A 25,231-nucleotide genomic window follows, 5' to 3' on the forward strand; every position below is an offset into this window, starting at 1 on the left:
TTTTCCAGCGGAATGCGGCGGTGCGGCAGATTTTATCGCCCCTGCGGCAGGTGCAATGGTGCGCGGCTTCGGGCGTTGCCCGCGTCGGCCACCTTGCGCATGAGCCTCAGCAGTAGCGCCTTTTCGTCATCCTCAAGCCCGCACAGGATTTCGTCCTGCAACTGCCAGACGATCGGCTCGACCTCGGCCAGCACCTGTTGGCCCTGATCGGTCAGCGTCAGGATGCGGGCGCGGCGGTCAGTCGGGCTGACGTTGCGCGCGATCAGCCCCTTGTTTTGCAGACGGTCCAGCACCGCGCCCATCGTCACGCGGTCATGCGCGATCAACCCCGCCAGCGTCGCCTGATCCACATCCGGGTTCGTGCGCAGCGCCGACAGCGCGCCGAATTGCACCGGGGTCAAGTCGTGCCCGGCCTCTTTCATTTTCTCGGCAAAGACCGAGGTCGAAATCTGGTTCAGCCGCCGGATCAGGTGACCGGCCATGCCGTAAAGTTCGTCCAAGGGGCGCTCCTTCGTTGCGGGTGGGGCGGCGCGTCGGGATTTCATTAACACGGAAAGAAATGTTTGACGAGTACACTAATGATAAGTACACTTACATAAATCGTGGAATCACCGTGTTTGCCATTGGGAGGATGATCATGGCCGAACAGCTTGGAACCCTGGAGGAGCTGCCGCAGGACTATCGCGATGCGATGACCGAGGCGGGCGTCGCGCCGCTGTGGCCGATGATGCGCAACGTGCTGCCGCATGGCAAACCCAACCCGACGACCCGTCCGGGCTACTGGAACTATGAAAACCTGCGTCCGCTGCTGCACCGGGCTGGCGAGCTGACCCCGGTCGAAAAGGCCGAGCGTCGCGTGTTGGTGCTGTCCGATCCGGGCCGCGGGGCAGGGGCGATGCAGGCGACGGCCTCGATCTATCTGGGCATGCAGCTGCTGCTGCCGGGCGAAACCGCGCCTGCACACGTTCACACCCCCTCGGCCGTGCGGATCATCGTCGAAGGCAAGGGTGGTTTCACCGTCGTCGACGGCGAGCGTCTGCCGATGGAAGAGGGTGACCTGGTCCTGACCCCCGGCGGCGACTGGCACGATCACGGCCATGACGGCACCGAGCCTGTCGTGTGGCTGGACGCGCTGGACCTGCCGCTGTTCTACTACCTCGAAGGGTCGTACGCGACCGAAGGCCCGCTGCAGGCACAACGCAACCGTCCCGATGCCGGTCAGGTGGAATACCTGTCCTCGGGTCTGGTGCCGTCGCGCAAGCTGGGCGCGGGTGCGCGCAAGTACCCGATGGTGCGCTACCCCTGGACCCGCACCGAGGCCGCGCTGCGCGAGGTCGTGAAATACTCGGACGATGGCATCGCCGAGCTGGACTACGTGAACCCCGAAACCGGCGCCGATGTGTTGCCGACGATGGGCTTCACCGCGGTGATGATCCCCGCCGGTGTGAAATCCGCGCCGCCGCTGCAATCGTCCTCGGCCGCCTTCCATGTCGTGAAGGGCCGTGGCAAAACCACCATCGACGGGCAAGTGTTCGAATGGGGCCCCAAGGACACGTTTACCGCCCCCGTCTTTGCGGAAATCACCCACGAAGCCAGCGAGGAATCCTTCCTGGTGCGTGTGCATGACCGTCCGCTGCAGGAAAAACTGGGCTACTACGAGGAACGCGCACGATGAGCAGCTATCTGTTCGACACCCCCAAGGTTCAATCCATCCCCGTTCAGGGCGAGGACAAGCAATACCCGATCAACCGCATCTTCTGCGTTGGCCGCAACTATGCCGCCCATGCCGCTGAAATGGGGGTCGAGGTGGACCGCGAGGCGCCGTTCTACTTCACCAAGTCGCCCTCGGCCAATCTGGCCAGCGGTTCGACCATCCCCTATCCGCTGGGCACCTCGAACTACCACTACGAGATGGAGCTGGTTCTGGTGATCGGCAAACCCGCCTTCCGCGTCAGCAAGGACGAGGCCGCCGACAAGATCTACGCCTATGGCTGCGGTCTGGACATGACGCGCCGCGACCTGCAACTGGCCGCCCGCGCCAAGCAGCGCCCGTGGGATCTGGGCAAAGACGTCGAGGATTCGGCCGTGTTCGCCCCGCTGACCAAAGCCGCTGAATTCGGCGAGGTTGGCCCGCAGCGCATCCATCTGGAAGTGAATGGCGAGGTCAAGCAGGACGCGCACCTGAAGGACCTGATCCACAACGTCTATGAGATCGTGGCGGACCTGTCGAAATACTACCACTTGGTGCCCGGCGACGTGATCATGACCGGTACCCCTGCAGGCGTTGGCCCCGTTGTCTCTGGTGACAAGATCACCGGCGGCGTGGACGGGCTGGCCCCGATTGCTCTGACCATCGGCGACCCCGAGTAATCGGGTTCCCTAAACGTAAATTCATGGACGGGGCGTGGCCGAGGGGTCGCCCCCGAACGGAGGAGATTTCCCATGAGTGAAGATCGTATCCTGATTGCTGGTGGCGGTATCGGTGGTTTGGCCACCGCCATTGGTCTGGCCCAGAAGGGCATCAAGACGCTTGTCCTGGAAAAGGCCCCCGAACTGGGCGAGATCGGCGCAGGCATCCAGCTGGGGCCGAACGCCTTCCACGCCTTCGACTATCTGGGCGTGGGCGACGCGGCCCGCTCGATGGCCGTGTATATCGATAACCTGCGCCTGATGGACGCGATCTCGGGCGAGGAAATCACCCGCATTCCGCTGGACGAAGCGTTCCGTGCGCGCTTCAAGAACCCCTATGCCGTGGTGCACCGTGGGGACCTGCATGGCGTGTTCCTGCGCGCCTGCCTGGAGCATGACCTGGTCGATCTGCGCACCTCCTCGGAAGTGGCGGATTACGAGCAGGACGGCAGCTCTGTCACCGCGATCCTGCACAATGGCGAGCGCGTGACCGGCAAGGCCCTGATCGGTGCCGATGGCCTGTGGTCGAACATCCGCAAGCGCGTGGTCGGCGACGGCGCACCGCGCGTGTCGGGCCACACCACCTATCGCTCGGTCATTCCGACCGAACAGATGCCCGAGGATCTGCGCTGGAACGCGGCTACCCTGTGGGCCGGTCCCAAGTGTCACATCGTTCACTACCCGCTGTCGGGTTGGAAAGTGTTCAACCTGGTGGTGACCTACCACAATGACGCCGCCGCCCCCGTTGCCGGCGTACCCGTGACCAACGAAGAAGTCGCCCGCGGCTTTGAGCACGTGAACCCGGTCGCCCGTCAGATCATCGAAAAGGGCAAAGACTGGAAACTGTGGGTGCTGTGCGACCGCGAGCCGGTCAGCAACTGGGTCGATGGCCGCGTGGCGCTGCTGGGCGACGCTGCTCACCCGCAGCTGCAATACTTCGCTCAGGGCGCCTGCATGGCGATGGAAGACGCCGTCGCACTGGCGCATGTCATGGGTGACACGCCCAACGACATCGAGAAGGTGCTGCAGACCTATCAGGGGATGCGCAAACTGCGTACCGCCCGCATCCAGCTGCAATCGCGCGAGATCGGCCAGCATATCTATCACCCCGCCGGGGCCCATGCCGAGCTGCGCAACGCGATCATGAAGGCCAAAACCCCGGCCGATTGGTACGATAACGTCGAATGGTTGTACGGCTCGACCGGGCTGAACGGCGCTGTCTCTCCTGAGACGCTGCGCGGTTAATCCCACCGTCTTGCTGCTTGCTGAAAGGCCCTCGAATTTCGGGGGCCTTTCGATTTTTGCGATGTGACGCAATGTTTTGCGGTTCTGTCCTTGACGCTAAGGAATGGCACGCGACAGTTCTGGTGAAAATTTCGAAGGGCACAAAATGACCGAGACCATCTGGAAATCCCCGATCTCACTGGAGTTGGTGAACAAGCTGGGGACCAATTGCTGCAACGGATACATGGGCATCGAGGTGATCGAGGTCGGGCCTGACTTTCTGCAAGCCCGAATGCCGGTGGATCACCGCACCAAACAGCCGATGGGCTTGCTGCATGGCGGGGCCTCGGTGGTGCTGGCGGAAACTCTGGCATCCATTGGCGCAAATTTTGTGCTAGATCGGCGTGATCAGGCCTGCGTCGGGCAGGAAATCAACGCGAACCACCTGCGCTCGGCCACCGAAGGGTGGGTCTATGGCACCTCGCGCCCGGTCCATATCGGCCGCCGCACGCAGGTCTGGGAAACTCACATCACGGACGAGGCGGACCGTCTGGTCTGCATCTCTCGCATGACGCTGGCAGTGATCGACCGGCCAAAGGAAGACTGACATGAGCTTGTTTGACGAAGACCTGTTCCTGAAAGGCATGACCCAGCGCAAGGCCACGCTGGGCGAGGAGTATGTCGAGAAATCCTATGCCGCCGCCGACGATTTCACCAAACCCTTCCAGGAGGCGATGACCGCCTGGTGCTGGGGTTTTGGATGGGGCGACGAAGTGATCCCGGCCAAGACCCGATCGATGATGAACCTGGCGATGCTGGGGGCCCTGGGTAAGATGTACGAGTGGGAGTTGCACTGCCGCGGCGCTTTGAACAACGGCGTCACCCCCGAGGAAATCCGCGCCATCATCCACGTCGTAGGCATCTATTGCGGCGTGCCGCAGGCGCTGGAATGCTTCCGCGCGGCCCGCAAGGTGCTGGAGGCCGAAGGGCTGTTGTGATCCCGGCAGGGGTGGCAAGACGGGGCGACCGGTGCTAAGGGGCGGACCTGATCCGCAACAGCGCCGCCAAGACACCGATGAGCCCAGACAGCATCCGTACCTCTGCCCGACTGTCCGTCGCCCCGATGATGGACTGGACGGACCGTCATTGCCGCTATCTGCATCGGCTGCTGTCGAAGGAAACCCTGCTGTACACCGAGATGGTGACCTCGCCCGCACTGGTGCGGGGCGGGGCGCTGCATCTGCTGGACTACTCGCCCGAGGAACACCCGGTTGCCCTGCAACTTGGCGGCTCGAATCCGGCGGAACTGGCGCAGGCGGCCAAGATGGGCGCGGATGCGGGCTATGACGAGATCAACCTGAATGTCGGTTGCCCCTCGGACCGGGTGCAATCGGGCACTTTCGGCGCGGTGCTGATGAAACACCCGGCACTTGTGGCGGACTGCGTCAAGGCGATGCAGGATGCCGTCGGCGTCGAAGTCACCGTCAAGTGCCGCATCGGTGTGGATGAGCAGACCCCCGAGGACGTGTTGCCCGCCTTTCTGGAAACCGTCTCGGGCGCGGGGTGCAATCGCTTCACGATCCATGCGCGCAAGGCGTGGCTGCAGGGGCTGTCCCCGAAAGAGAACCGCGATATCCCTCCGCTGGATTACCCGCTGGTGCTGCGGATGAAGCAGGCGTTCCCGCATCTGCACCTGTCGATCAACGGCGGCATCACCAGCCTGCAACAGGCGCAAGAGTTTCTGGAGGCCGGATTGGACGGCGTCATGATCGGCCGCGCGGCCTATCACCAGCCCGCCGACATCCTGTGTCAGGCTGATCCGCTGATCTATGGAACGGGGCAGGCCAGCGACCCGATGCAGGCCGTGCAGCAGATGCTGCCCCATATCGAGGCCCACTTGACCGGCGGCGGCAAACTGGCGCAAGTCACCCGCCACATGATGGGCCTGTTCGCCGGTCGCCCCGGTGCCCGGCAATGGCGGCGGATTTTGTCCGAAGGCGCGCATCTGCCCGGCGCCGGCCCCGCGCTTGTCGAACAGGCGCTGGTTCAGGTCGCCTGATTTTCCTGTCGCCTCTCGGGATGAACGCGTTATGTAGGCGCGGGTGAGACTGAGAATGGGGAGTGGCGTAATGCCCGATTTGTCCTTGTTGTTGATGATGATGGCGTTGCTGATGGTGATCGGCGCGTTTGCGGGTGTGCTTGCGGGTTTGTTGGGTGTTGGCGGCGGCATCGTTCTGGTGCCGGCCTTCTTTTACGCGTTCAAAACGCTGGGTTATGACAGCCCGCAGCTGATGCAGATCTGTCTGGCGACCTCTTTGGCGACGATCATCGTTACCTCGGTCCGTTCGGTGCTGAGCCATAACAAGAAGGGCGCCGTGGACTGGGCGATCCTGCGCGGCTGGGCGCCCGGCATCGCGATTGGCGCGGTCATCGGGATGATGACGGTCGCGTCCTTGCGCAGCTCCACGCTGCAGGGGGTGTTCGGCGTTCTGGCCCTTATCGTGGGCACCTACATGGGCTTTGGCCGGTCCGAGTGGCGTCTGGGTCAGGCCATGCCCAAGGGCATCCTGCGCGCGGTGCTGTCACCGGTTGTCGGCTTTCTGTCCGTGCTGATGGGGATCGGCGGCGGCAGCTTTGGTGTGCCGCTGATGAGCCTCTACAACACGCCGATCCACCGTGCCGTGGCGACCGCCGCAGGGTTTGGAGTGCTCATCGCAGTGCCGTCGGTGATCGGGTTCCTGACGCTCAGCATTGATCCGGCTGTGCGCCCGCCGTTTACCATTGGTGCTGTCAATCTGGTGGCGTTTTTCATCGTCATTGCCATGACGCTGCTGACCGCCCCGATCGGAGTGAAACTGGCCCATTCGATGGACCCCAAGCCTCTGAAGCGGGTCTTTGCGGTGTTCCTGACGCTGGTCGCGCTGAACATGCTGCGCAAGGCGCTGGGGCTTTAATCCTGCGCTAGACGCGCCGCGCGACCGCCGCGGCGCTGTTTGATCCGGGGTTCGCGTGCGGGCAGCTCGGCCATGATCGCGCTGCGCTCGGGCGTGGTCATTTTCGACCAGCCGACGATCTCGTCGATAGTGCGCAGGCAGCCGATGCACAGCCGCTCTTGCGGGTGCATCACGCACACCTTCACGCAAGGCGACTGGATCTCGTCGCGTTTCCAGATGGCGTCGGTGTTTTCGCTCATGCGCTGCGTCCCATATGGCGCAACCGGTCCAGCGCCCCTTGCAGGATATAAGAGGCGGCGACGTTGTCGATCAGCTCGGCGCGACGCTTTCGAGACGTATCCGCCTCCAGCAGGGCGCGTTCGGCGGCGACGGTGGACAAGCGTTCATCCCAATAGCCGATGGGCAGCTCGGTCAGCTGTGCCAGATTGCGCGCGAAGGCGCGGGTGGACTGGCAGCGCGGCCCTTCGGAGCCGTCCATGTTGTAGGGCAGGCCCAGCAGGATGCCGCTGATCTGGCGGGCTTTCACGATTTCCAGCAGGCGGGCGGCGTCCAGCGTGAATTTCTTGCGCTTGACGGTTTCCACGGGCGTGGCGACCCCGCGCAGCACATCCGACAGCGCCACGCCGATGGTTTTCGTACCCAGATCCAGCCCCATCACCGCGCCATGCGGGGGCAGGGCGGCGGCGAAGTCCGCGAAATCGTCAAGCACCATTATTGCAGCCCGGCCTTTTCAGCCCCGGCGCGGACGGTTGCCAGCGCCTCGGCTTTGTCGGCAAAGACCTGCTGCGCCTCGTTCCAGACGGTTTGCGCCTTGTCGGTTTCACCCAGCACGGCGTAAGCCGAGATCAGACGCGCCCATTCTTCGGGGGTGCCGCCCTCGGTGCCCAGACGTTCGGCCAGTTGCGAGACCATGCCGCGGATCATCTGCTGGCGGTCCTCGGCGCTCATGTCCTGCGCGGCGGCCATGTCGGCTTGCGAGGGGCCTTTCATCTCTGCCGCTGGGGGCAGCTGGTAGTTGACGCCAGCGCGAGAGGCCAGCTCCTCGATCTGGTCGCGGATGGGAGCGATCCACGGCGCGTTTGCGGGGCCTTCGCGCATCAGCGCATCCCAGGTCGCAAAGGCGCGGTCCGGGCGGCCGGTCTGGGCCAGCATCAGGCCCATGTAATAGCGCGCGGCCCCGTTGCGCGGTTCACGCGCCAGGGCGGCCAGCAGCGCCTTTTCGGCGTCAGGCGAGACATAGCCCGCCGTCGCCAGGATCATCATGTCGGCCAGGTCCAGGTAGTCCTGCGCGGTTGCCGCGTCGCCCTTGAGGCCGATCACCTTGGTCTGGGCGGTATAGGCGTCCTTGAAGTTCCCAAGTGCTGCCTCGTTGCGGGCCAGCAGCTGGTGCCCTTGCAGATCATCCGGACGCTCGGCCACGGCCTTGCGCAGCTTTTCGACCAGCACGACATATTCCGCCGGGGGTTCGCCCATCGGGTTGCCGGGGGGCATTTGGGCCTCAACCTCGTCCTGGCTGGGGCGGGTTTCATGCATCAATTTGGCCTGTTCGATCCGGTAGGACAGCCCCAGATCGCCATAACCCGGCGCGCCCAGCGTCATGTACAGGCCGATCGAGCCCGCAACCATCACCGCGCCAACCCCGACGGCCAGAACGCGGCCAAGCCCTTGCGGCTGCCCGCCGGTGTCGTTACCGGCCTTGACCTGCGCATCGGCGGCCAGAATGCGGCGCGAGATTTCGGCGCGGGTCCGCTCGGCATCCTCGGCGTTGATGACACCGCGGGCCAAATCCTTGTCGACCTCTTTCAGCTGGTCGCGATACACCTGCAGGTCATAGGCAGCAGGCGCGTCCTGCCCGGCCCGACCTTTGACAAGTGCCACAGCCAGAATGACAGCCGCGACAAAGGCGATGACGCCGATAATGATCCAGAACAGCATGGGGCCTCCAAGTTTTCGGGCCAACATGTATATGCGCAGCCCGTTTGGAAAAAGGGCAAACTGACGCAATGCCCCACCATGTCGCAATTGTGATCCATAGTGACGCTTCAAAACGGGGATGAAACCGCCTGTCGGTCCAGTTAGGGTTCAGAGCACTTCCACATCGGATTCGAGGTACAAGAGTCGACGATGAAACGTTATTCCGCCTTTGCCATCGCCCGCGAAGCAGCCCGCTATCACACTGGATGGGAGCGCGCCTGGGCGTCGCCCCAACCCAAGAAGAAATACGACGTCATCATCGTCGGTGCCGGTGGGCACGGGCTGGCGACGGCCTATTACCTGGGTAAGAATTTCGGCATCACCAATGTCGCGGTGATCGAAAAAGGCTGGCTTGGCGGCGGCAATACGGGCCGGAACACGACGATCATCCGCTCGAACTATCTGCAGGATCCGTCAGCGGCGATCTACGAAAAGGCGCGCTCGCTCTACGAGACGATGAGCCAGGATCTGAACTACAACGTGATGTTCAGCCCGCGCGGCCTTATCATGCTGGCGCAAACCCAGCACGAGGTGCGCGGCTATCTGCGCACCGCCCATGCCAACGCGCTGCAGGGCGTCGCGACCGAGTTCATCACCCCCCAACAGGTCAAGGAACTGGTGCCGATCATCAACCTGGACGGCCCGCGTTACCCGGTGCTGGGCGGTCTGCTGCAAAAACGCGGCGGCACGGCGCGGCACGATGCGGTGGCTTGGGGCTATGCGCGGGCGTGCTCGGGGATGGGGATGGACATCATCCAGCAATGCGAAGTCACCGGCGTGCGCCGCGAGGGCGGCCGCGTGGTCGGCGTGGACACCACCAAAGGCTCGATCGATTGCGATAAGCTGGGCATCGTCGTGGCCGGGCACTCGGGTGTGATGGCTGAAAAAGCCGGCTTCCGTCTGCCGATTGAATCGCTGGCGCTGCAGGCGCTGGTGTCCGAACCGATCAAGCCCTGCATGGACGTGGTCGTGATGGCCAACACCGTGCACGGCTACATGAGCCAGTCCGACAAGGGCGAAATGGTGATCGGCGGCGGCACCGACGGGTTCAACAACTACACCCAGCGCGGCAGCTTCCACCATATCGAGGAAACCATCCGCGCGCTGATCGAGACCTTCCCGATGATCAGCCGCCTGAAGATGCTGCGCCAATGGGGCGGTATCGTGGACATGACCGGCGACCGCTCGCCCATCCTGTCGAAAACCCCGGTCGAGGGCATTTTCGTCAATTGTGGCTGGGGCACTGGCGGGTTCAAGGCGATCCCCGGCTCGGGCTGGGCGATGGCGGAACTGATGGCCAAGGGCCACTCGCCGCTGGCGGACGAATTCGGCCTGAACCGCTTTGCCGAGGGCCGCTTCATCGACGAAAGCGTGGCGGCAGGGGTGGCGCATTGAGGCTGGTATTCGCGATCATCGCTGGACTGGCATCCCCCGCGCTGGCCGAGCAGGTCGCCACCGTGCGCCCGGCCAAGTTCCAGCATTCGGTGGATGCGGGGCTATGCGTGGCGAAGGACCATCTGCTGAGCGCGCGCAAGGCCGGGATCGACGTCGCCTTTGTCATGGCGCGCGACGGCCGGACCGAGATGGTCGTCGCCCCCGACGCCTACTCGCGCAGCGCAATGCTGCCGCAGCTGCTGGACTTCACGTTCGAGGACAGCATGACCGTGCGCGGATCGGCCCGCCTGAAAAACGGCCGCTTTCTGGTCGAACTGCACGACGGCGTTGCCGAAACCGAAACCCCGCTTTGGACGGCGCTGCGCCGTCATGGCCACACCGTGATCTCTCTGCCCTTGCGGCCCGACGACCGCGTCGGTCTGGATTTGACCACCATGCCGGGCGTTTACGCCCAGTTGCAGGATTGCCGGAAAGGGCTGACGCAATGACCCAAATTTTCCGACCCATTCGGAGGCTGACATGCTGACCCTTCAATGTCCCTACTGCGGCGTCATGGCCGAAGAGACCGAGCTGCACGCCGGTGGCGAGGCCCACCTGAAACGCTTCGGTCCCGGGTCCTCGGACGAGGATTTCGAGACCTACATGTTCATGCGCGAAAACCCCAAGGGCGTGCATTTCGAACGTTGGCGGCACGTGAACGGCTGCGGCAAGTGGTTCCACGCAGCCCGCTGCACCGCCACGCTAGAGGTGTTCGGCACCTATAGCGCGCAGGTCAGCGAACCGCCGCAACAGATCAAGGACGCCATCACCGCCAAACGCCCCGGTTGGAGCTGGAGGAACTTCGCATGAGCACTCGTATGGCCACCGGCGGCCGCCTGCTGAACAAGGGCAAGCCGCTGCGTTTCAGCTTTAACGGCAAGAATTTCAAAGGGTACGAGGGCGACACGCTGGCCTCGGCCCTGCTGGCGAACGACCAGATGCTGGTCGGGCGCTCGTTCAAGTATCACCGCCCGCGCGGCATCGTCGCCTCGGGCGCCGAAGAGCCGAATGCCTTGGTCGGCCTGGGCCGCGATGGCCGGTTCGAACCGAACCAGCGCGTCACCACGACCGAGCTGTTCGATGGGCTGGAAAGCGAAAGCCAGAACCACTGGCCCTCGCTGGAATTCGACGTGGGCGTGGTGAACAACTACGCCGCGCGGTTCCTGCCGGCGGGGTTCTATTACAAGACGTTCATGGCGCCTCGGGCCGCGTGGAAACACCTGTTCGAGCCGATCGTGCGCCAGTCCGCCGGTCTGGGCAAAGTGCCCAAGGATCGCGACGTTGACACCTATGAACACTTCTATGCCTTCGTGGACGTGCTGGTCATCGGCGGCGGCGTGGCCGGTCTGCAAGCGGCCAAGGTCGCGGCGACCAGCGGCAAAAAGGTCATGCTGATCGAGCAGAGCGCCCATTGGGGTGGCCGCGCGCCCGTCGATGGTGGCGAGGTGGACGGCAAGCCGGTTGCGGACTGGATTGAACAGACGGTTTCCGACCTGCGCAACCTGCCCAACGTGACCCTGCGCAGCCGCTGCATGGGCGCGGGCGTCTATGACCACGGCTATGTGCTGGGATACGAACGCCTGACCGATCACGCTCCGATGGCCGCCGGGCCGCGCCACCGTCTGTGGCGCATCCGGACCGGGCAGGTGATCACGGCAACCGGCGCGATTGAGCGCCCGATCAGCTTTGCCGGGAACGACATTCCGGGTGTGATGCTGGCCAGTGCCGTGCGGGATTATCTGGTGAATTACGGCGTTTCGATCGGGGATCGCACCGTTGTGGTGACGAACAACGACGACGCCTATCGCACTGCGATTGCGCTGAAACAGGCTGGCATGATTGTGTCGGCGATCCTGGATGCCCGCCCCACCGGCGGCGGTGCGCTGGCCGAAGAGGCGCGCGCACTGGGGATCCGTATCGAGGCTGGCAAGGCCATTGCCAAGGTGCATGGCGGCAAGCGCGTCACCGGCGTGTCCGTCTGTCTGCACGCGGGCGAGGGTGCTGCGCTGGAGACGATCCCCTGCGACGCGGTTGCCATGTCGGGCGGCTGGTCGCCGGTCGTGCACCTGTGGTCGCATTGCGGCGGCAAACTGATCTGGGACGAGGCGAACGCGATGTTCCGCCCCGATCCGTCGCGTCCTCCGCTTGGCGCCGATGGCGCAGGGTACGTCGCCACTGCCGGCACCGCCTCGGGGGCGATGCATCTGGCCGACGTGATGGCGGATGCCGCTGCAGTGGCCGCCAAGGTCGCCGGGGTGGAGGCTGATGCGCCTGCCGTGCCCGCGACCGACGAAGCGCCGATGATGCCCGTTTGGCTGATGCCTCAGGGCGCAGGCGTCAAGCTGCGGATGAAATCCTGGCTGGATTACCAGAACGACGTGAAGGTCTCGGACGTGCAACTGGCTGCGCGCGAGGGGTATGAGAGCGTCGAACACACCAAGCGTTACACCACGCTGGGCATGGCCACGGACCAAGGTAAGCTGAGCAATATCAATGGTCTGGCGATCCTGTCCGATGCATTGGATCAACCGATCCCGATGACCGGCACGACCACCTTCCGCCCGCCCTATACTCCGATCAGCTTTGGCGCGATCGCCGGGGCGGCACGCGACGAGATCTTCCAGCCGCTGCGCCGCACGCCGATGCATGAGTGGCACGAGGCCAACGGCGCGGATTGGGAGCCTGTGGGCATGTGGCGGCGTCCGTTCTGCTATCTGCGTGCGGGCGAAACCACGCATCAGGCCGTCAACCGGGAAATCCTGCAGGTGCGCAATTCGGTCGGGATGCTGGATGCCTCGACCCTGGGCAAGCTGATCGTGAAAGGCCCGGATGCGGGCAAATTCATGGACCTGATGTACACGAACCTGATGTCGACGCTGAAGCCGGGCAAATGCCGCTATGGTCTGATGTGCTCGGACAACGGGTTCCTGATCGACGACGGCGTGGTCGCGCGCATCGACGAGGACACCTTCCTCTGCCACACCACCACCGGCGGCGCGGATCGCATCCACGCCCATATGGAGGAATGGCTGCAGACCGAATGGTGGGACCTGAAGGTCTATGTCGCCAACGCGACCGAGCAATACGCCCAGATCGCCGTGGTCGGCCCCAACGCCCGCAAGGTGCTGGAAAAGCTGGGCGGCATGGACGTGTCCAAGGAAACGCTGCCCTTCATGGATTGGAAGGACGGCACGCTGGCGGGCATGCCGGTGCGGGTCTACCGCATCTCCTTCTCGGGCGAGCTGAGCTATGAAATCGCCGTCGATGCGGGGCGTGGGCAAGAGCTGTGGGACAAGATCCGCGAGGCGGGTGCCGAGTTCGACATCATGCCCTACGGGACTGAGACGCTGCACGTGCTGCGGGCCGAGAAGGGCTTTATCATGATCGGGGACGAAACCGACGGCACCGTGATCCCGCAGGATCTGGGGCTGAACTGGGCGATCTCGAAGAAGAAAGAGGACTTTATCGGCAAGCGCGCCCAGACCCGTAGCCACATGGCCGATCCGAACCGCTGGAAACTGGTGGGGCTGGAGACGCTGGATGGCTCGGTCATCCCGGATGGGGCCTATGCGATGGCCGAGGGCGTGAATGCCAACGGTCAGCGAAATACGCAGGGACGCGTGACCTCGACCTACCATTCGCCGACGCTGGGCAAGGGCATCGCCATGGGGCTGGTGCTGCATGGCCCGGACCGGATGGGCGAGGTGATCGAGTTCCCGAAAGTGGACGGAACCAGCGTGAAGGCGCGGATCTGCGATCCGGTCTTCTACGATAAGGACGGGGAGAAGCAGAATGTCTGAGGCCGTCAGCGCATTGAACAACGCCTATGCCAAGGGTGCCATCACGGTGCAGGAGGTCGGCCCGCAAGGCATGATCACCCTGCGCGGCGATCTGTCGGATGCCGCCTTTGGGGCAGCCGTGGCGCAAGTCACCGGCGCCTCCGTGCCGGGGCAGCGCAAGATCACCCATGCGGGGGCCAATGCCGTCGCGTGGATGTCGCCCGACGAGTTGCTGATCCTGCTGCCCTATGCCGAGGTGGGGGCCGCCGTGTCCTCGCTGAACGCGGCCCTGGCGGGGACGCATTTCCTGGCGGTCAACGTGTCGGACGCGCGCGCGCTGTTCCGGGTGACCGGCAAGCCCGGCCCGGTGCGCGAGGTGATCGCCAAGCTGGCCCCGGCCGATCTGTCGCCAGACGCCTTCGCCCTCGGAGACATCCGTCGCACCCGCCTGGCCCAGGTCGCCGCCGCGTTCTGGCTGACGCAAGAAGGCGAGGCGAACCTGGTCTGCTTCCGCTCGGTCGCGCGCTATGCGTTCGATCTGCTGGCGACCTCGGCGGCTGCAGGGCCGGTGGGATTTTTCCGGCAGGGTTAAGCCACCAACCACCTTTGGTCGCTATTTGCCGCGGTTTGGGGTTGACCTCGCGCGTCGAAGGCTACCATCTACGGCAGGATATTAACGCTCGAACCGGAAAGGGTTTTGACCATGGCTTTTGAACTTCCCGATCTTCCCTATGCCCACGACGCGCTGGAAGCGCTGGGTATGTCGAAGGAAACCCTGGAGTATCACCACGACCTGCACCACAAGGCCTATGTCGACAACGGCAACAAGCTGATCGCCGGCACCGAATGGGAAGGCAAGTCGCTGGAAGACATCATCACCGGCACCTATGCCGCTGGCGCGGTTGCCCAGAACGGCATCTTCAACAATGCCTCGCAGCACTGGAACCACATGCAGTTCTGGGAAATGATGGGCCCGAACGGCAACGCCATGCCCGGCGAGCTGGAAAAAGCCATCACTGAATCGTTCGGCTCGGTCGCCAAGTTCAAGGACGATTTCGCCGCTGCAGGCGCGGGTCAGTTCGGCTCGGGCTGGTGCTGGCTGGTGAAGGACGCTGACGGCGGCCTGAAGGTCACCAAGACCGAGAACGGCGTGAACCCGCTGTGCTTTGGCCAGACCGCGCTGCTGGGTTGCGACGTGTGGGAACACTCGTACTACATCGACTTCCGCAACAAGCGCCCGGCCTACCTGACCAACTTCCTCGAGAAGCTGGTGAACTGGGAAAACGTGGCCTCGCGCCTGTAATTCCGGCCTGATCCGGTATTGAACCCCGCCCCTTCGGGCGGGGTTTTTCTTTGCCGCTTGCGGGTGGTGAAAATGCGCGCCACTGTGGGCGGGCGAGGGACATCATGACACAAAACAAAAGCGGCATTCTGGCGCTGGTCGGCGCGTGCACGGTCTGGGGACTGTCGCCGCTTTACTACAAGCTGCTGGCCCATATCCCGCCGATCGAGGTGCTGGCGCATCGCACCCTGTGGTCCTTTGTCTTTTTCGCGGTGGTGTTGATGGTGCAGGGCCGGCTGGGGCAGCTGCGCACGGCATTGGGGTCTGTGCGCTCGGTGCTGGTGATCGCGTTTGCGTCGCTGATGATCTCGATCAACTGGTTCTTCTTCATCGTGTCGATCCAGATCGGCAAGGCGACCGAGGCGTCGCTGGGCTATTACATCTTTCCGCTGGTGGCGGTGCTGATCGGCGTTGTCGTGTTCCGGGAAAAGCTGGGCCGGCTGCAGATCCTGGCCGTTGTTCTGGCGCTGAGCGCGGTGGTGGTGCTGACGCTCGGGCTGGGCGTAGCGCCGTGGATCGCGCTGATCCTGTCGTTCAGTTTCGGCCTCTATGGCCTTGTCAAGAAATGGCTTTCCGTCGGGCCGGTGGTGTCCGTGACGGCCGAGGTGCTGCTGATCGCCCCGATCTCGCTGAGCGTGCTGTTGCTGGCCTGGTACCAAGGGCACGCGACTTTTGGCGCGAACTGGCGTGATACGGGGCTGTTGCTGTTCTCTGGCCCGCTGACGGCGACGCCGCTGATCCTGTTCTCGGCCGCGACCAAGCGGGTCAGCATGGCGACGGTCGGGCTGGTGCAGTACCTGAACCCGACCCTGCAATTCCTGTGCGCCGTGCTGATCTTCGGCGAGCCGTTCGGCCAATGGCACGCCATCGCCTTTGCCCTGATCTGGACCGCGCTGGCGATCTACACCGCCGGCACCTGGCGTCAGGACAGGGCGGTGCGCAGGGCGGCGATGGCCTCTTCGGGCGTTGCGACGACGCGGATGTAATCCAGCAGCGATGCCTCGGCAAAGCCCTGATCGATCACGTGGTGCATCAGCGCCATCAGCGGATTCCAGTACCCGTCCGAGTTCAGCAGCAGGATCGGCTTGTGGTGCAGCTTCAACTGGCGCCAGGTCAGAACCTCGAACAGCTCGTCCAACGAACCTGCGCCGCCGGGCAGAACCACGATGGCGTCGCAGTTCATGAACATGACCTTCTTACGCTCGTGCATGTTCTCGGTGACGATGTAGCGGGTCAGGTCGGTCTTGCCGACTTCCCACTTCACCAGATGGGTCGGGATCACGCCAAACGTCTCGGCCCCGGCGGCCTGGGCGCTGCGGGCGACGGCCCCCATCAGCCCGACATCCCCGGCACCATAGACCAGACGCCAGGAATTTTCGGCCAGCAGGGCGCCGAATGCCTCGGCATGGGCCTGATAAATCGGGTTTTTCCCGGAACGTGAGCCACAATAGACACAGACAGACACGGTTTTCATCGCAAATCATCCTTGGACGAAAGGTGGTTTTGACCCCTGATACAGCCGTTGCTATGGTCTCTCAACCGCTGGGGATGGAAAAGGCGGGCTGGAAGGATAACGATGACGAAACAAGCTGGAGCGACGGGCGGCCAGGCCCTGATGTTTGGCGGCGCCGCTGTTGTGGTCGCGGCCGTGGTTGGTGCCTATTTTCTGGGATGGTTCACGCCAGCGCAACCCGTGCCAAGCGAACCGGTGAAAGTGGCGCAGCCCATCACGCCGGAACCCGCCGCCGAGCCGAAGCCCGAAGCCAAGCCGGAACCGGCCCCCGCCCCGGAACCCGCCGTGGTGGTTTACGATCCGCCTGCCTTCGACGTGGTGCGGGTGGAACCGGATGGATCGACGCTGATCGCCGGGCGCGCTGCCTTTGGTTCGGAGTTGGAGATCCTGCTGGACGCCGCCTCGGTTGCGCAGACCAAGCCCGCCGAGGACGGCAAGTTCGCTGCCTTCGTGACGATCGAACCGTCCGAGCAGCCGCGCGTGCTGAGCCTGCTGATGCGGATCGACGGGCAAGAGATCGTCTCGGACCAGACGGTGATCATCGCGCCGGTCGTACAGGTGGCCGAGGCCCCCGCAGAGGAACCCAAGGCCGAGGAACCCAAGGCAGAGGAACCGAAAGCCGAGGAGCCCAAAGCAGAAGCCCCGGCAGCCGAGGCCCCGCGTCAGGATACCCAGCCCGAACCCGCTCAGGTCGCCGAGGAGCAGCCCAAGCAGTCGGAACCCGTGCAACCCCCGGCCGAGACGCAGCCTGCGGCCCCGGCAGAGGTTGCCGAAGCGCCCAAGGACGAACCCAAGGAAGAGCCCAAGGACGAACCCACGCAGGTCGCGAAAGCCGAGGAGCCTGAGCAGACCACCCCCGCAGCCGAACCCGCAGCCGAACCAGCTGCTGAGCAGCCTGCCGAGCAGCCCGCAGAACCGGCCGCTGAACCCGCGCAGGAGCCTGTGAAAGAGGCGCCCAAGCCCAAGGCTCCGGCGGTAATCCTGGCGGACAAGGACGGCGTGAAGGTGATCCAACCCGCCGCCGCCGAACCCGAGGTCACCGTTGTGATCGACGCGATCAGCTACACCGAAACTGGCGATGTTACCGTCGCTGGACGCGGCAAGCCGGGCAAGTTTGTGCAGATCTACCTGAACAACGCCTCGGTGGGCAGCACCGGCATTGCCGAGGATGGCAAATGGCAGACCGTTCTGGCCGCCATCGCCCCGGGCGTTTACACCCTGCGGGTGGACGAGGTGGACGAAACCGGCAAGGTTCTGTCGCGGATCGAAACTCCGTTCAAGCGCGAAGCCCCTGAAATCCTCGCGAAAGTCGCGCCCAGCCCCGAGCAGCCCAAGGCCCCACCGGTGCGGGTGGTGACGGTGCAGCCCGGCTCGACCCTGTGGGCCATCGCGCGCGAAAAATACGGGGACGGAATTCTGTATGTCCGCGTCTACGAGGCCAACAAAAAGCTGATCCGCAACCCCGACCTGATCTATCCCGGACAGGTGTTTGTGGTGCCGGAATAACGCATCTAGCGGGGCGCATCGTCGCCCCGCTTTCGCATCCGCTGGTCATTGCTGCTGCCGCGCCCTATGTCAGGGAGGTTGCAAAGGATGATCCGTATGAGAAGCCGCAAGTCCCTGCCCGTGTCCGAGGCAGATCCCAGCAAGACCGACGTTCAGGGATGGCGCACGATCCGCCGTGTCGCCCCGTACCTGTGGCCCGAGGGGCGCACGGATATCAAGTGGCGCGTGGTCGTTGCGATGATCCTGCTGCTGCTGGCCAAGCTGATCACGGTCGCTACGCCGATGCTGTACAAGGACGCCGTGGACGCGCTGGCCAAGGATGCTTCGCCGCTGATGTTGGGGGCCGTGGGGCTGACCGTCGCCTATGGCATGGCGCGGCTCATGTCGAACGGGTTCCAGCAGCTGCGCGACGCGGTGTTCGCTCTGGTCGGGCAACGGGCGCTGCGGGTGCTGGCACTCGAGACGTTCTCGCACATCCATCGGCTTTCGATGCGCTACCACATCACCCGCAAGACCGGTGGGCTGTCCCGCATCATCGAGCGCGGCGTCAAGGGCGTGGATTTTTTGTTGCGATTCATGCTGTTCTCGATCGGGCCGCTGATCCTGGAACTGGCACTGGTCGGCGCGATCCTGTTCTGGATGTTCGACGTCTGGTACCTGGTCGTCGTGGCCGTGACGATCGCGGCCTATGTCAAATTCACCTTCGCCGTGACCGAATGGCGCGTGAAGCTGCGCCGCCAGATGAACGAGCAGGACACCGACGCCAACCAAAAGGCCATCGACAGCCTGCTGAACTTTGAAACCGTCAAGTATTTCGGCGCCGAAGCCCGCGAGGCCGCGCGCTATGATCACGCGATGGAGGGCTATCAAAAAGCTGCGTTGTCAACGGCTTACTCGCTTTCGTTCCTGAACTTCGGGCAATCCTTCCTGATCACCGGCGGGCTGATAGCGGTAATGGTGATGGCCGCGATGGGGGTGCAGGATGGCGCTTTGACGGTGGGCGATTTCGTCATGGTCAACGCCTACATGATCCAGATCACCGTGCCGCTGAACTTCCTCGGCACGGTCTACCGTGAAATCCGCCAGAGCCTGGTCGACATGAGCGAGATGTTCCACCTGCTGGAGCAACCCGCCGAGGTCAACGACAAGCCAGGTGCGCCGGAAATTTCCGTGTCAGGCGGGCATGTTAATCTGTCCGACGTGCAGTTCGGCTACGACGCCGAGCGGCCCATCCTGAAAGGCGTCAGCATCGACGTGCCGGCCGGGAAACGGGTAGCGATCGTGGGATCGTCGGGCTCGGGCAAGTCGACGATCGGGCGATTGCTGTTCCGGTTCTACGACGTACAGGGCGGGGCGGTGAAAATCGACGGGCAAGACGTGCGCGACGTGACGCAGGACAGCCTGCATTCGATGATCGGCGTGGTGCCGCAGGACACGGTGCTGTTCAACGACACGATCCGTTACAACATCGCCTATGGGCGCGACAATGCCTCGGACGCCGAGGTGATCGAGGCCGCGAAAGCCGCGCAAATCCATGATTTCATTCAGTCTTTGCCGCAAGGCTACGACACCCAGGTCGGTGAGCGCGGGCTGAAACTGTCGGGCGGCGAAAAACAACGCGTAGGCATCGCGCGTACGCTTTTGAAAAATCCTCCGATCCTGCTGCTGGACGAGGCGACGTCTGCGCTGGACACGGATACGGAACGGGAAATCCAGGGCGCGCTGGCGCGAGCCGGGCAAGGGCGCACGGTGATCACCATCGCGCACCGGCTGTCTACCATCGCCGATGCGGACCGGATTGTCGTTCTGGAACAAGGGGTTGTGGTCGAAGAAGGCACCCATTCCGAACTCCTGTCCAAGAAGGGCCGCTATTACAGCCTATGGACCCGCCAACAAACCGAGGAAGAGGCCGCCTGAACGGTGCTCTAACACTCGGTTAACCCGCGGAATCGTAGGATTTTCGCCGGTTTTCGTACGTTGGTTCTCGGGTGATTTCGCGCAGATTGGGGCTCTGCCCCAAACCCCGGAGTATTTCTGATCAGAAAGAAACAAGCTGGCTTCTTTCTGAGTAAAAATACTCTGGGGGAGGGCGCCGCAGGCGACCGGGGGCAACGCCCCCAGCGCGTTGTTCATTCCGCAGCCTTGAGGCCGGGTTTGGGCGGGGTTTCGAACAGGTCGGGGGTGTCGTCGTCCCAGATGATCTCGGGCGCTTTCAGCTTGCGGGCGGCTCGCTGCAGGGCCAGGTCCTGCGCGGCGCGGCTGGCACGGCCCAGGGACAGTGCCTTGAGCGCCTGGGCGATCCAGCGCAGATACGTGTTCAGCCAGACCCGGATGGCCAGCAGCGAGGGCGTGAAGACCAGCGTCAGCACCGTGGCGATACCGAGGCCGAACACAACTGCCGTCGCCAGCTGTTTCCACCACAGCGCCGTTGGGCTGTCGATGGAGTAGCCGCCCTGGATGAAGTCCAGCGACAGGCCGAACATCATCGGCGCGAGGCCCGCCATCGTGGTGATGGTGGTCAGCAGGACGGGGCGGATGCGGTCTTCGGCGGTGCGGACGATCGCCTCGATCCTGGGCATGTAGGCCGAGTATTCCTGGTAGGTGTCGATCAGCACGATGTTGTTGTTCACCACGATCCCGGCCAGTGCGACGATCCCGGTTCCGGTCATGATGACCGAGAACGCCTGATCCATCACCAGCATCCCCACCAGCACGCCGGCGGTGGACAGGATCACGGCCAGCAGCACCAGCACCGAGTTGTAGAAGCTGTTGAATTGCGCCAGCAGGATGATGAACATCAGCGCCAGCGCCGCGCCGAAGGCCTTGCCCAGGAAGGCTTGGGATTCGGCCTGATCCTCTTGGTCGCCGGTCCATTCCCATTCGATGCCTGCGGGCAGGGGATTGGTGTTGAGCCAGTTTGTGATCTCTTCAATCCGTTCGTTGGCGGTCAGCGGCACCTGGTGGGTACCGTTGTCGTCGGTGACGGTCTTGGTCAGCCCGTCGGTGACGCCCGCCTTGACGTCGAAATAGCGTTTCTGGTCGACGCGGCTGATCTTGGCCAGTTTCGGCACCGGCTGGCGGGTGATGAAGTTGGCCAGCGGCACGAGGCCATCTGCGGTGCGGACCTTCAGCGTGTCGAGGGTCGAGAGGACGCGGTATTGCTCGGGCAGGCGGACGCGGATTTCGATTTCCTCGTCGCTGCTGTCGACGCGCATGGTGTCCAGCAGGATGCCGCGCGTGACCAGCTGCACCATCGCGCCCACGGTGGCGACGTCGGCGCCGTAGAGGCCGGCCTTTTCGACATCGACGTCGATCTGCCAGTCGATGCCGGGCAGGGGCAGGGTGTCCTCGATCAGTTCCAGCCCTTCGGTTTCGTCGAAATGGGCGCGGGCGAGCTTGGTGGCCTCGACCAGTTTGCCCCAGTCGTCGCCTTTCACGCGCAGGTGCACGGGCTTGGCCGAGGCGGGGCCGCGGGCCTGGGCGAGGATCTCGACCTTGATGCCGGGGATCTGTTCGAGCTGTCGGGTCAGCTCGGCGATCACGACGTCACCGTCCAGATCGGGGCGGTCGGCGCGGTCTTCCCACGGGATGGTTTCCAGCTGGACCTGTCCGATGGTGTCCAGCGGGGGCTGTGCGCCGCCGGTGTTGTTCTTCAGCCCGCCTTCGCCGGCGAAGGCAAAGGCGTTCAGCACGCCGGGATGGGCCAGCACGACCTGTTCGACCTGGGCCACCAGCGCGTCCTTTTCGGGGACGGACAGGTTGCCGCGGGCGCGGACGTAGACGATGGCCTGCTCGGGCTCGGAATCGACGAAGAATTCGACGCCCTTGGAGTTTTCGCCGAAGACCTGGAAGGTGGTCATCACGAAGCCGATGACGACGGCGACGGTAATCAGCGGCATGATCGGGTTGCCGGCGATGAACTTGATGAACATGCCGAAGGGGGTGCGGTTATGGCCCGCCTTCACGCGGCCACGGCGGCGCCAGGTGATCTTGGCCGCCCCCAGCGCGATCGAGGCGCCGAAGGCCGACAGGAAGAACAGCACGGTGCCGATCAGCAGGGCGAGGCCGGGTTTGGCGGCCAGGTCAGCGGACAGGTAGGCGGGGTTCAGCACCTGCATCGCGCCGATGAACATGCCCATCCAGGTGACGGGCACCAGGGCTGCACGCACCCACCAGGGGAAATGCGCGATCAGGAAGGCCGAGGAGCGGTCGAATTTACGCGACAGACGGCCCGAGACGCCGCCCATGACGGGCAGGTAGATCAGCGCGACGACCAGCGAGGCGGACAGCACGAAGATCAGGGTGACGGGCAGCATGCCCATGAATTCACCCGGAACGCCGGGCCAGAACAGCATCGGCAGGAAGGCGCAGAGCGTGGTCGCGGTCGACGAGACGATCGGCCAGAACATGCGCTTGGCCGCCTCGACATAGGCGTGCATGGGGCCGACGCCTTCGGAGATGCGCTTATCGGCGTATTCCACCACGACGATGGCGCCGTCCACCAGCATCCCCACGGCCAGAATCAGGCCGAACATCACGATGTTGGAAATGGTCACGCCCATCCCGGCCAGCAGCAGGAAGCACAGCAGGAACGAGGTGGGGATCGCAAAGCCCACCAACAGCGCGGCGCGGCTGCCAAGCGAGGACAGCACCACGATCATCACCAGCGCGATGGCGGTCAGGACCGAGCCTTCGAGCTGGCTGACCATCGAGCCGACGACGCGGCTTTGGTCGTTCGAGGTGCCGACCTGAACGGCGGCTTGCAGATCCTCGGGCCAGTCTTTTTGCGCCTCGTCGATGACCTGACGCACGGCGGCGGTGGTGTCCAGCAGGTTGAAGCCCTTGCGCTTGACCACCTGCAAGGCGACGGTCGGTTCGCCGTTGAACCGGGCCAGGCCCTTGCGGTCCTCGAACGTCAGGCGAATCTCGGCCAGATCGCCAAGGGTGACGACGCGCTGGCCGTTGATTTTCACCGGCAGCGAGTAGATGTCGCGCGGCTCATCAAAGGACGAGGGGATCTTGACCGAGAAGGTGCCCTGCGCGGTCTCGACCTCGCCTGCGGCGACCAGCATGTTGTTGTTCTGGACGACCTTGATCAGCTCGGCCGCGGTGACGTTGTAGGATTCCAGGCGTAGCGGGTCGATCACAACCTCGACCATCTCATCCCGCGACCCGGCGATCCCGGCCTCGAGAACGGAATCCATCGCCTCGACCTTGTCCTGCAGTTCCTTGGCGATGCGGAACATGGTGCGTTCGGGCACGTCGCCGGTCAGGTTGACGATGATGATCGGGAATTCCGAGAAGTTGATCTCGTTGATCGAGTATTTCTCGGCCCCGTCGGGAAACTGCGCCTCGGCGGTGGACATGGCGTCGCGGACGTCGGCCATGACCTTGGACTTGTCCCAGCCGAACTCGAATTCCAGCGCCACACCGGCGTAGTTTTCGGCGGCGGTGGCGGACATCTTTTTCAGACCGTCCAGATCGGCCAGCTCGGTTTCCATCGGCTTGATCAGCAGGGTCTCGGAATCCTCGGCGGAAATGCCGGGGAATTGCACCGAGACGAACAGGGCGGGGATGTCGATATCCGGCTCGCCCTCTTTGGGAAGGTTCACGTAGGCATAGCCCCCGGCCACCAGCGACAGCACGATAAAGGCCAGAACCATGCGGGCGCGCGAGGCGGCCCAGTCGACCATACCGGTCATCATTTCGCGGCCTCCCGGAAGGTCGGGGCGACGCTGACGCCTTCGGTCACGTATTCCTGGCCGACGATGATGACGTCGGCGGTTTCGTCCAGGCCGGTGACCCAGACGCCCTGCACGGTGTCACGCACCAGCGAGATCGGGGCGAATTGCACGATGTTTTCCGGGCCGACCAGACGGACGCCCAGAGTGCCCTCGTCATTCAGGGTCAGCGCGGATTGCGGCAGCAGGTGGGCGCGCGCGCCGTCCGAGGCGATCAGGATCTCGGCGGTCTGGCCGTCGCGGACCTTCAGATCGGGGTTGGGTACGTCGATATCGACGCGGAAGGTGCGGGTCTGCTGATCAGCCGAGCGCGACAGGAAGGTCACGCGCCCTTGCAGCATCGCGCCAGTGGTCAGGCGGGCGCCGGCCAGCGCGCCGACGGTGACGCGGTTGACCTCGGTCTCGGGGACGTAGCCGACCAGCTTGATCGGGTCCAGCTGGATCACGGTGGCGCACAGGGTGCCCGATTGCAGCAGGCTGCCCAGCTCGGCCGCGTCGGTTTCCAGCAGGCCGGTGAAGGGGGCGGTGATGGTCAGGCGCTCCAGTTCTTTCTCGGCGGCGGCGACGGTGGCCTGGGCGGATTCGATGCCGGCCTGTGCGGTCTCCAGCCCCGAGCGGGCGGATTCGATGCCTGCCTCGGCGGCTTTCTGCGCAGCCTCGGCGGCGGCCAGCTTGGTTTCGGCGGCATAGCCCGAGGTGTTCAGCTTCTTGGCGACGTTATAGTTGATCGAGGCTTCGTGCAGCGCGGCCTCGGCCTTTTTCAGGTTGGCGTTCGCTTCGGGCAGGCGGGCGCGGGCGCTGGCCTGATTGGCCTTTGCCTCGGCCAGTTTGGCGGGGCGGGTGCCCGGGTCCAGCTGGCACAGGGGCTGGCCTTTTTCGACGTAGGTGCCACGGCGCAACGGTTCCGAGATCACCTGAGCGGTGGTTTCGGCGCGGACATCGACCTGGCGCATGGCGCGGGTTTCACCGCGCAGCACCACGGCGCTGTCGATCACCTGCGCGGTCGAGTGCAGGGCCATGACGCGGACCGCCTTGTGCTGCGGCTGGGCGTGTTCGGGCAGCGGCTTGGGGGTGTCGGGGGCCTCGGCGGCGGCGATGGCGGCCTGCGGGTCGCCGGTCAGCGCAAAGGCGGTCAGCGCGTCGCGCTCCATCACCAGGATATAGAGGAATGCCGTCACAAGGATGGCGGTGAGTACCGGGATGGGTCTCATCAGTGGGGTCCTTTTCGCGCGCCAAAAGCCGGGGTTCACGCCTTATTTATCGGCCCGTCCCCGCAAAACAACTACCAGGCCCACAAAAAGGTGAACCGATTGGTTCAGTTTACGCATGGAAACCCTGTAACGCAAGCGTGCTGT

At 64.1% G+C, this 25,231-nt stretch carries 23 protein-coding genes; 16 read left to right on the forward strand and 7 right to left on the reverse strand.

What is annotated here, in order from left to right:
• Positions 1-32: 32 nt before the first annotated feature.
• Positions 33-500: a MarR family winged helix-turn-helix transcriptional regulator gene (locus E7681_RS14565; protein ID WP_246032498.1), complete on the reverse strand. Its 468-nt coding sequence runs from the start codon at positions 498-500 to the stop codon at positions 33-35.
• Between the two features lie 137 nt (positions 501-637).
• Here E7681_RS14565 and E7681_RS14570 point away from each other — a divergent pair, with 137 nt between their 5' ends.
• The 7 genes from E7681_RS14570 (at position 638) to E7681_RS14600 (ending at position 6,587) form a co-directional block, all read left to right on the forward strand.
• A complete protein-coding gene (locus E7681_RS14570; RefSeq protein WP_136340045.1) occupies positions 638-1,675 on the forward strand; it encodes a cupin domain-containing protein in 1,038 nt (345 codons plus the stop codon).
• Entirely contained in the window at positions 1,672-2,370 is a 699-nt protein-coding gene (locus E7681_RS14575) for a fumarylacetoacetate hydrolase family protein (RefSeq protein WP_136340046.1), read from the forward strand. The genes E7681_RS14570 and E7681_RS14575 overlap by 4 nt, the downstream gene beginning before the upstream one ends.
• Before the next feature lie 72 nt (positions 2,371-2,442).
• Positions 2,443-3,654 carry a 3-hydroxybenzoate 6-monooxygenase gene (locus tag E7681_RS14580; RefSeq protein ID WP_136340047.1) on the forward strand — a complete coding sequence of 404 codons (1,212 nt, stop codon included), beginning with the start codon at positions 2,443-2,445 and terminating at the stop codon, positions 3,652-3,654.
• A 145-nt stretch (positions 3,655-3,799) separates the two neighbouring features.
• Positions 3,800-4,240 (forward strand): hotdog fold thioesterase, encoded by a 441-nt coding sequence (locus E7681_RS14585; protein WP_136340048.1) that lies wholly within the window; start codon positions 3,800-3,802, stop codon positions 4,238-4,240.
• Position 4,241: 1 nt separating this feature from the next.
• Positions 4,242-4,631 carry a carboxymuconolactone decarboxylase family protein gene (locus tag E7681_RS14590; protein WP_136340049.1) on the forward strand — a complete coding sequence of 130 codons (390 nt, stop codon included), beginning with the start codon at positions 4,242-4,244 and terminating at the stop codon, positions 4,629-4,631.
• Positions 4,632-4,708: 77 nt separating this feature from the next.
• Positions 4,709-5,692 (forward strand): tRNA dihydrouridine(20/20a) synthase DusA, encoded by a 984-nt coding sequence (dusA, locus tag E7681_RS14595; protein ID WP_136340050.1) that lies wholly within the window; start codon positions 4,709-4,711, stop codon positions 5,690-5,692.
• Positions 5,693-5,762: 70 nt separating this feature from the next.
• Positions 5,763-6,587, forward strand: coding sequence for a sulfite exporter TauE/SafE family protein (locus E7681_RS14600; protein WP_136340051.1), 825 nt, complete (start codon positions 5,763-5,765; stop codon positions 6,585-6,587).
• Here the strand turns inward: E7681_RS14600 and E7681_RS14605 are convergent.
• The 3 genes from E7681_RS14605 to ccmI are packed head-to-tail and all read right to left on the reverse strand — an operon-like array spanning position 6,584 to position 8,522.
• Positions 6,584-6,826, reverse strand: a complete 243-nt coding sequence (locus E7681_RS14605; RefSeq protein WP_136340052.1) for a DUF1289 domain-containing protein — start codon at positions 6,824-6,826, stop codon at positions 6,584-6,586. The two genes, E7681_RS14600 and E7681_RS14605, sit on opposite strands and share 4 nt — an antisense overlap.
• Positions 6,823-7,299, reverse strand: coding sequence for a Holliday junction resolvase RuvX (gene ruvX, locus E7681_RS14610; RefSeq protein WP_136340053.1), 477 nt, complete (start codon positions 7,297-7,299; stop codon positions 6,823-6,825). Before ruvX ends, E7681_RS14605 begins: the two co-directional genes overlap by 4 nt.
• A complete protein-coding gene (ccmI, locus tag E7681_RS14615) occupies positions 7,299-8,522 on the reverse strand; it encodes a c-type cytochrome biogenesis protein CcmI (protein ID WP_136340054.1) in 1,224 nt (407 codons plus the stop codon). Before ccmI ends, ruvX begins: the two co-directional genes overlap by 1 nt.
• Positions 8,523-8,711: 189 nt before the next feature.
• Between ccmI and E7681_RS14620 the strand changes: the two genes are divergently transcribed.
• The 7 genes from E7681_RS14620 (at position 8,712) to rarD (ending at position 16,102) form a co-directional block, all read left to right on the forward strand.
• Positions 8,712-9,956 (forward strand): sarcosine oxidase subunit beta family protein, encoded by a 1,245-nt coding sequence (locus E7681_RS14620; RefSeq protein WP_136340055.1) that lies wholly within the window; start codon positions 8,712-8,714, stop codon positions 9,954-9,956.
• The gene (locus E7681_RS14625; RefSeq protein ID WP_136340056.1) at positions 9,953-10,444 is read left to right on the forward strand and encodes a hypothetical protein; all 492 of its coding nucleotides are present in this window, start codon (positions 9,953-9,955) and stop codon (positions 10,442-10,444) included. The genes E7681_RS14620 and E7681_RS14625 overlap by 4 nt, the downstream gene beginning before the upstream one ends.
• Before the next feature lie 31 nt (positions 10,445-10,475).
• A complete protein-coding gene (locus tag E7681_RS14630) occupies positions 10,476-10,805 on the forward strand; it encodes a sarcosine oxidase subunit delta (RefSeq protein WP_136340057.1) in 330 nt (109 codons plus the stop codon).
• Entirely contained in the window at positions 10,802-13,795 is a 2,994-nt protein-coding gene (locus E7681_RS14635) for a sarcosine oxidase subunit alpha family protein (protein WP_136340058.1), read from the forward strand. The genes E7681_RS14630 and E7681_RS14635 overlap by 4 nt, the downstream gene beginning before the upstream one ends.
• Positions 13,788-14,366, forward strand: coding sequence for a sarcosine oxidase subunit gamma (locus E7681_RS14640; protein WP_136340059.1), 579 nt, complete (start codon positions 13,788-13,790; stop codon positions 14,364-14,366). The genes E7681_RS14635 and E7681_RS14640 overlap by 8 nt, the downstream gene beginning before the upstream one ends.
• Before the next feature lie 111 nt (positions 14,367-14,477).
• Positions 14,478-15,077 carry a superoxide dismutase gene (locus E7681_RS14645; protein ID WP_136340060.1) on the forward strand — a complete coding sequence of 200 codons (600 nt, stop codon included), beginning with the start codon at positions 14,478-14,480 and terminating at the stop codon, positions 15,075-15,077.
• Positions 15,078-15,181: 104 nt separating this feature from the next.
• Positions 15,182-16,102 (forward strand): EamA family transporter RarD, encoded by a 921-nt coding sequence (gene rarD, locus E7681_RS14650; RefSeq protein ID WP_136340061.1) that lies wholly within the window; start codon positions 15,182-15,184, stop codon positions 16,100-16,102.
• Here the strand turns inward: rarD and E7681_RS14655 are convergent.
• Positions 16,039-16,590: an LOG family protein gene (locus E7681_RS14655; RefSeq protein WP_136340062.1), complete on the reverse strand. Its 552-nt coding sequence runs from the start codon at positions 16,588-16,590 to the stop codon at positions 16,039-16,041. The two genes, rarD and E7681_RS14655, sit on opposite strands and share 64 nt — an antisense overlap.
• Positions 16,591-16,692: 102 nt before the next feature.
• Here E7681_RS14655 and E7681_RS14660 point away from each other — a divergent pair, with 102 nt between their 5' ends.
• Complete coding sequence (locus E7681_RS14660; protein ID WP_136340063.1) at positions 16,693-18,135, forward strand: LysM peptidoglycan-binding domain-containing protein; 1,443 nt, start codon at positions 16,693-16,695, stop codon at positions 18,133-18,135.
• Between the two features lie 96 nt (positions 18,136-18,231).
• Positions 18,232-20,052 carry an ABCB family ABC transporter ATP-binding protein/permease gene (locus E7681_RS14665; RefSeq protein ID WP_136340101.1) on the forward strand — a complete coding sequence of 607 codons (1,821 nt, stop codon included), beginning with the start codon at positions 18,232-18,234 and terminating at the stop codon, positions 20,050-20,052.
• A gap of 212 nt (positions 20,053-20,264) precedes the next feature.
• On the opposite strand, the gene E7681_RS14670 is transcribed toward E7681_RS14665, so the two are convergent.
• Both E7681_RS14670 and E7681_RS14675 read right to left on the reverse strand, forming a co-directional pair.
• Positions 20,265-23,837: an efflux RND transporter permease subunit gene (locus E7681_RS14670; protein ID WP_136340102.1), complete on the reverse strand. Its 3,573-nt coding sequence runs from the start codon at positions 23,835-23,837 to the stop codon at positions 20,265-20,267.
• The gene (locus E7681_RS14675; protein WP_136340064.1) at positions 23,837-25,087 is read right to left on the reverse strand and encodes an efflux RND transporter periplasmic adaptor subunit; all 1,251 of its coding nucleotides are present in this window, start codon (positions 25,085-25,087) and stop codon (positions 23,837-23,839) included. The genes E7681_RS14670 and E7681_RS14675 overlap by 1 nt, the downstream gene beginning before the upstream one ends.
• Positions 25,088-25,231 lie beyond the last annotated feature (144 nt).

Source organism: Thalassobius vesicularis (assembly GCF_004799325.1).
GTDB classification, from domain to species: Bacteria; Pseudomonadota; Alphaproteobacteria; order Rhodobacterales; family Rhodobacteraceae; genus Thalassobius; species Thalassobius vesicularis.

Bases quoted from the DNA above. Each gene is read 5' to 3' on its own strand.
- E7681_RS14570 (WP_136340045.1), top strand. From the start codon at position 638: ATGGCCGAACAGCTTGGAACCCTGGAGGAGCTGCCGCAGGACTATCGC.
- E7681_RS14575 (WP_136340046.1), top strand. From the start codon at position 1,672: ATGAGCAGCTATCTGTTCGACACCCCCAAGGTTCAATCCATCCCCGTT.
- E7681_RS14580 (WP_136340047.1), top strand. From the start codon at position 2,443: ATGAGTGAAGATCGTATCCTGATTGCTGGTGGCGGTATCGGTGGTTTG.
- E7681_RS14585 (WP_136340048.1), top strand. From the start codon at position 3,800: ATGACCGAGACCATCTGGAAATCCCCGATCTCACTGGAGTTGGTGAAC.
- E7681_RS14590 (WP_136340049.1), top strand. From the start codon at position 4,242: ATGAGCTTGTTTGACGAAGACCTGTTCCTGAAAGGCATGACCCAGCGC.
- dusA (WP_136340050.1), top strand. From the start codon at position 4,709: ATGAGCCCAGACAGCATCCGTACCTCTGCCCGACTGTCCGTCGCCCCG.
- E7681_RS14600 (WP_136340051.1), top strand. From the start codon at position 5,763: ATGCCCGATTTGTCCTTGTTGTTGATGATGATGGCGTTGCTGATGGTG.
- E7681_RS14605 (WP_136340052.1), bottom strand. From the start codon at position 6,826: ATGAGCGAAAACACCGACGCCATCTGGAAACGCGACGAGATCCAGTCG.
- ruvX (WP_136340053.1), bottom strand. From the start codon at position 7,299: ATGGTGCTTGACGATTTCGCGGACTTCGCCGCCGCCCTGCCCCCGCAT.
- ccmI (WP_136340054.1), bottom strand. From the start codon at position 8,522: ATGCTGTTCTGGATCATTATCGGCGTCATCGCCTTTGTCGCGGCTGTC.
- E7681_RS14620 (WP_136340055.1), top strand. From the start codon at position 8,712: ATGAAACGTTATTCCGCCTTTGCCATCGCCCGCGAAGCAGCCCGCTAT.
- E7681_RS14630 (WP_136340057.1), top strand. From the start codon at position 10,476: ATGCTGACCCTTCAATGTCCCTACTGCGGCGTCATGGCCGAAGAGACC.
- E7681_RS14635 (WP_136340058.1), top strand. From the start codon at position 10,802: ATGAGCACTCGTATGGCCACCGGCGGCCGCCTGCTGAACAAGGGCAAG.
- E7681_RS14640 (WP_136340059.1), top strand. From the start codon at position 13,788: ATGTCTGAGGCCGTCAGCGCATTGAACAACGCCTATGCCAAGGGTGCC.
- E7681_RS14645 (WP_136340060.1), top strand. From the start codon at position 14,478: ATGGCTTTTGAACTTCCCGATCTTCCCTATGCCCACGACGCGCTGGAA.
- rarD (WP_136340061.1), top strand. From the start codon at position 15,182: ATGACACAAAACAAAAGCGGCATTCTGGCGCTGGTCGGCGCGTGCACG.
- E7681_RS14655 (WP_136340062.1), bottom strand. From the start codon at position 16,590: ATGAAAACCGTGTCTGTCTGTGTCTATTGTGGCTCACGTTCCGGGAAA.
- E7681_RS14660 (WP_136340063.1), top strand. From the start codon at position 16,693: ATGACGAAACAAGCTGGAGCGACGGGCGGCCAGGCCCTGATGTTTGGC.
- E7681_RS14665 (WP_136340101.1), top strand. From the start codon at position 18,232: ATGAGAAGCCGCAAGTCCCTGCCCGTGTCCGAGGCAGATCCCAGCAAG.
- E7681_RS14670 (WP_136340102.1), bottom strand. From the start codon at position 23,837: ATGACCGGTATGGTCGACTGGGCCGCCTCGCGCGCCCGCATGGTTCTG.
- E7681_RS14675 (WP_136340064.1), bottom strand. From the start codon at position 25,087: ATGAGACCCATCCCGGTACTCACCGCCATCCTTGTGACGGCATTCCTC.